The sequence below is a fragment of the Butyricicoccus sp. AM27-36 genome, from assembly GCF_003480945.1.
Taxonomy (GTDB): Bacteria; Bacillota; Clostridia; order Oscillospirales; family Butyricicoccaceae; genus Agathobaculum; species Agathobaculum butyriciproducens.
This window is the reverse complement of record NZ_QUJR01000026.1, coordinates 1-580: the sequence shown is the minus strand read 5'-3', so window position 1 is coordinate 580 and position 580 is coordinate 1. Positions and strand designations below refer to the sequence as shown.

1 protein-coding gene is annotated in these 580 nt (G+C 59.8%); it reads right to left on the bottom strand.

All coding sequences use genetic code 11. From position 1 onward, the window contains the following. Window positions 1-580: peptide-methionine (R)-S-oxide reductase MsrB (msrB, locus tag DW724_RS15175; RefSeq protein ID WP_118762044.1), on the bottom strand; the 580-nt coding region annotated here is incomplete at both ends.

Sequence of the window (580 nt, the reverse complement as noted above, 5' to 3'; positions counted from 1 at the left end):
TCTCAAACAGATACAGGAGGTATCCGTAGCCCTCGGCCTCCATTTTTTCATAGGGGACGAAGCGCAGAGCCGCACTGTTGATGCAGTAGCGCACGCCATTGGGGGACTCCGGATCGTCGGCGAACACATGACCAAGGTGAGAATCTCCGGCACGGCTTCTGACCTCTGTGCGGCGCATGCCGTGGCTCAGGTCCTCCAGTTCCACCACGGCAGGCTCTTCAATGGGCTTTGTGAAAGCCGGCCAGCCGCAGCCGCTCTCGTACTTATCCGTGGAGGAAAAAAGCGGCTCACCGGTCACGACATCCACATAGATGCCCTTTTCAAACTTGTCCCAGAACTCGCCCGTGAAGGCGCGCTCCGTGCCGCTCTCCTGCGTGATGCGGTACTGCTCCGCCGTCAGCTTGTCCCGGATGGACTCCGCCGCGGGCTTCTGATAGTCGCCCGGGTCGATTTGGCAGTAGCCGTCCGGATTCTTTTCGAGGTAGTTCTGGTGGTATTCCTCGGCGGGATAGTAGTTCTTGAGCGGGCCGATCTCCACAAAGAATTTCTCGCTGCGGCCGCGCTCGATCTCCGCGATGCG